At 65.9% G+C, this 4607-nt stretch carries 3 protein-coding genes and 1 pseudogene; all 4 read right to left on the reverse strand.

Features of this window, described 5'->3' with window-relative positions; translation table 11 throughout:
* Nucleotides 1-413: 413 nt before the first annotated feature.
* Complete coding sequence (sppA, locus tag KBW98_RS23495) at nucleotides 414-2273, reverse strand: signal peptide peptidase SppA (RefSeq protein ID WP_211522592.1); 1860 nt, start codon at nucleotides 2271-2273, stop codon at nucleotides 414-416.
* A 31-nt stretch (nucleotides 2274-2304) separates the two neighbouring features.
* A complete protein-coding gene (locus KBW98_RS23500; RefSeq protein WP_211522593.1) occupies nucleotides 2305-3780 on the reverse strand; it encodes a sodium:solute symporter in 1476 nt (491 codons plus the stop codon).
* A gap of 93 nt (nucleotides 3781-3873) precedes the next feature.
* Entirely contained in the window at nucleotides 3874-4293 is a 420-nt protein-coding gene (locus tag KBW98_RS23505) for a hypothetical protein (protein ID WP_229429392.1), read from the reverse strand.
* Nucleotides 4294-4397: 104 nt separating this feature from the next.
* Nucleotides 4398-4607: pseudogene (locus KBW98_RS23510) on the reverse strand (hypothetical protein); the annotation flags it as partial.

Below are 4607 nucleotides of genomic sequence, written 5' to 3' on the forward strand. Positions count from 1 at the left end.
CGCGGCCGGACGGTGCGTCAGGTACCAGGCCAGCACCGCCAGGCCGATCATCGCCAGCATGGCGACGAGGCTGCCGACGATGCGGGCGCGGCGCTTGCGCGGCGTCTGTACGGGGCCGTGCGTTAGGGGTGGTCGGGGTGTGGTCGGGGCGTCCATGCTCTTCCTTGTCTTTCCGGCCAGAATGCCTTGATGTCATCTGATGTCCGGTCGACTGTAGCATGGTGTTTTTGCGCGATATGTTTCGTAACGTACATTGCGCGCACCTCGATCCCGCCTGTGAAACGGGCGGCTTAACACCGATTTACACCGTTCCGCGCATGTTCACGGGAGGTAAACGAAAAACGGGCGCGGAAACCTGTTCCGCGCCCGTTTTTCCCTTGTAGGAAACGGTTACAAACTCGCTACATGGCTTTTCACGGGAGCCCGCACAGGCAGTGGGTCACCGCTGCGAAAGGCTGGCGTTCCCTGGTCAGCTCCGACAGGAAGGCCATGTCCTCGGCCACTTGCGCCAACGGGCCGGCCGGCAAGGCTTCCTCCAGCAGGCCGAGCTTGACCTGGATCGTGACCGCCTGGGCGGCCGAGGCGCCCATCAGCTGCAGGAAGCGCTCGACGCGCGTCACCGGACGCTCGACGTAGCTCACACGGTAGTCGCCGCCCAGCTTGGCGCGGCGGGCGGCGGAATCCAGGGCGTCGCCATAGCTGCCCAGGCGGTCGACCAGGCCGCGCTCCTTGGCCTGGGCGCCGGTCCAGACCCGGCCCTGCCCCACTTCGTCGATCCTGGCCACCGTGGTCTTGCGCGCGGCCGCGGCCTTGGTGGTGAACTCGCTGTAGACGTGGTTGATGCTGCTCTGGACCACCTGGCCGAAGCGCGGGTCGAGCGGACGCAGCGGGTTGTAGGCGTCGGCCAGCCAGGTGGTGGTCACGCCGTCGGTATGGATGCCCAGCTTGTCGCGCACCTTCTCGGCGGTGGGCAGGATGGCGAACACGCCGATCGAACCGGTGATGGTATAGGGGTCGGCGATCACCTCGTCGGCCGCCATCGAGATCCAGTAGCCGCCCGAAGCCGCCAGGCTGCCCATCGACACCACCACTGGCTTGCCGGCGGCGCGCGTGAGCTCCAGTTCGCGGCGGATCAGCTCGGAGCCGTAGGCGCTGCCGCCGGGCGAATCCACGCGCAGCACCACGGCCTTGATCTCGTCGTCCTCGCGGGCCTGGCGGATCTGGTTGGCCGTGGTCAGGCCGCCGACCACGCCTGGACCGCCGGTGCCCTCGGTGATGTTGCCCGCCGCGACAATCACGCCGACCGCGCTGCCGAAAGGCTTCTGCGGGTGGCGCGACAGGTAGTCGTAGAAGCCGACCTGGCGGAAGGACTTGATGTCCTCCTCATACACGCCGCGCTTGACCAGCAGTTCGCGCATCTCGTCGCGGGTCTTGAGGCCGTCGACCAGCTTGTTGGCCAGCGCCACCTTCGAGAAGCTGCCGCCGGCCGCTTCCATCTGCTGCGGCAGCGTCTCGACGAAGGCCGCGACCGCCCCGCCGTTCAACTTGCGGTTCTTCTCGACCTCGGCGGTATAGCCGGACCACAGGGCGTTGTAGAGGAAGGTGTCGGCCTCGCGCGCGGCGTCCGACGGGCCGTTGGCGATATAGGGCTCGGCGAAACTTTTATAGGTGCCGACCTTCATCAGGTTGACCGTCACGCCCAGCTTGTCGAGCGCGTCGCGGTAGTAGTTCTTGTGGCGGCCGAAGCCTTCGATCATCACCATGCCCATCGGGTGCATGTAGACCTCGTTGGCGTGCGAGGCCACCAGGTAGCGCTTCTGGTCGTAGTTGCCGCTCCAGGCCACCACCTTCTTGCCGGCGGCCTTGACGCGGTCGACCCCGGCGCCGAATTCGCGCAGCATGGCCAGGCCGCCGCCGTCCATCTCGTCGAGCAGCAGCACGACGGTGGAAATGTTCGGGTCCTTGGCGGCCTTGTCCAGCACCAGCAGCACGTCGCGCAGGCGCACGGTGCGCTTGCTGTCGCCGCCGACGCTGTCGAGCACGGTTTCGCGCAGGGTGGTCTGGTACTGCTCGACCAGCTCGCCCTTGAGCTCCAGCACCAGGGCGGTGTTGTTGCCGATCGGCTTGACGCCGCTGCCGCCGAAGATCATCCAGGCCAGCAGGATAAGGAAGAGCAGGAACAGGAGGTTGAAGAAGGTGCGGCGCGTCGCGTCGAGCGCGCCCCACAACCAGCTGAAGCCGCGCCGCAGGGCGCTGAAGGGCTTGAAGGCCATCGAAACTCCGATATGTATGTACGTGGTGCGATCAGGCGGCAACGGCTGCCGGTCCGGCTCCGGCCCGTGCGCGCTGGGAAATCGCGAACAAGCCGGCATAGACGAGTATGCCATTTACCATGAGCAATTCCAGCCCGAGTCGGTAAGAGCCGAGCAGGTATTCCTGATTGTACTCAAGGAGCGCGCAAAGAATCGGTGCGCCAATCGTCACATAGGGCACCAGGCGGTCGGTCAGGGTGCGCGTGGTCATCATGCCGAAAGCGAACAGGCCCAGCAGCGGGCCATAGGTATAGCTGGCCAGCTTCAGGATCACGACGATCATGCTCGGGTTGTCGGCCGCCTTGAAGGCCAGCACCAGCAGCAGGAACAGGAAGGCGAAGCCCAGGTGCACGTGGCGGCGCAGGCGCTCCTTGCCGGCTTCGCTCAGGTCCTCGCGGCGCTTGATGCCCAGGATGTCGATGCAGAAGGACGAAGTCAGGGCCGTGATCGCGCCGTCGGCGCTGGGGAACAGGGCCGAAATCAGGGCGATCAGGAAGATGATCTGCACCGTGGCCGGCAAATGGCCCATCACCACCGCCGGGAAGATCTTGTCGCCGGTCGCGCTCACGCCGACGCTCGGGGCGTACAGGTACAGCAGCCCGCCCAGGAACAGGAAGGCCATCAGCACCACCACCAGCACGCCCGTCAGGGTCAGCAGGTTCTTCTGCGAGTCGCCCACCGTCTTGACCGAGATCGTCTTCTGCATCATTTCCTGGTCCATGCCGGTCATGGTCAGCACGATGAAGGCGCCGGCCACGATCTGCTTGAGGAAGAAGCTGGGGCTGTCGAAGTCCGTGGTGAAGATGCGCGACAGGCCCTGCGACCGCATCGCGTCCAGGCTCTCGGGCACCGACATGCCCAGTTCGTTCAGCAGGAACCAGACGCAGGCGAACAGGCCGAACAGCATGCAGCTGGTCTGCAGGGTGTCGGTCCAGACGATGGTCTTGACGCCGCCCTGGTAGGTGTACATCAGGATCATGGCCAGGATGACCAGGGTCGTGATCCAGAACGGGATGCCCAGGCTGTCGAGGATGATCGCCTGCAGGATGTTCACGACCAGGTAAAGGCGCGCGGTGGCGCCCAGCAGGCGCGAGACGATGAAGAAGCCCGCGCCGCTCTGGTAGGCGCGGCGTCCCAGGCGCACGTCCAGGTAGTGGTAGATCGAGGTCAGTTTCAGGCGGTAGTAGAGCGGCAGCAGCAGGTAGGCCACCAGGATGTAGCCGATCACGTAGCCGATCAGGATCTGGGCGTAGCCGAAGCCGTCCGCGCCCACGTTGCCCGGCACGCTGATGAAGGTGGCGCCCGAGAGGGTCGTGCCGACCATGCCGAAGGCGACCAGCATCCAGTTGCTGCTCTTGTTACCGATGAAAAAGCTGTCGTTGTCGGCGTTGCGCGAGGTGGCCCAGGCGACGCCGAGCAGCAAGGCGAAATACGCGATGAGGATGATGAAGAGAAGTACCGGGGACATGGGGCAGGATGGGGTTGTCGTTTCGCACAGCAATATACACCGAAGCGATGACCCCGCCTATTGCCGACGCGGCAAGACCTATTCCGTCAGGTTCTAGGCTTCCTCGCCGTTCACGCGCTCGAAGGGACCGATGCAGGACTCCATCGTTTCGTCCGAGCACATCAGGAACAGCGCTCCGGACGGGTGGAAGCGGATGAAGTTGGTTGCCCGCGTGCCGACCTTCATGATCGCCCCGGAACAATCCTTCTTGCCGTTGTCCTTGGTGATGCGGTCTTCCAGGCGGTAGAAGCCCTTGGCGCTGGGCTTGTCGGGAATCTTGAATTCGCTCTCGGACACTTCGTCGGCACTGGTGACCAGGGTAGTGCCGTCGCCGCGGAAGCGGTAGGTCTCGGAGCAGCCCAGCTCGGGCAGGCTGAGACGCCAGATGCCGAGGATGGGATGGTCGGCCGGCGGCGCTGCCGCCGCCAGGCCGCTCAGGGCAAACAACAGCAACAGTCCGGCAGGCACTCGCATGGCAGGCTCCTCGGCGGTCGGTGCGGCGTCGCCTGCGCCGTCGCAGGCCTGTCCATTATTGCAGGGGCGGCGCGCGTGCGGCGCACGCGCGTCCTGCCGCCGGGTCAGCCGTTCTCGGAACCCGCTTTCGGCTTGGCCGGGCGGCGTCCGCGCGCGGCCGGCTTGCGGGCCGGCGCCTTGTGCGCGGGACGGGTCGACTTCTTGCGCGCTGGCTTGGCCGCGTCGGCCTCGCCCTCTTCCGCCGGGGTGGCGTCGGCCGCGGCCGGTTGCGGCACCCGCGCGGCCCGCGCGGGGTGGGTGCTGTGTGTTATAAA

Origin of the sequence: Massilia sp. ST3, from assembly GCF_018119405.1 — a bacterium.
Classification (GTDB): Bacteria; Pseudomonadota; Gammaproteobacteria; order Burkholderiales; family Burkholderiaceae_D; genus Telluria.

What these genes read in the sequence shown, in the direction of transcription:
- sppA (WP_211522592.1), bottom strand. Translation starts at nt 2,273, where the DNA reads ATGGCCTTCAAGCCCTTCAGCGCCCTGCGGCGCGGCTTCAGCTGGTTG.
- KBW98_RS23500 (WP_211522593.1), bottom strand. Translation starts at nt 3,780, where the DNA reads ATGTCCCCGGTACTTCTCTTCATCATCCTCATCGCGTATTTCGCCTTG.
- KBW98_RS23505 (WP_229429392.1), bottom strand. Translation starts at nt 4,293, where the DNA reads ATGCGAGTGCCTGCCGGACTGTTGCTGTTGTTTGCCCTGAGCGGCCTG.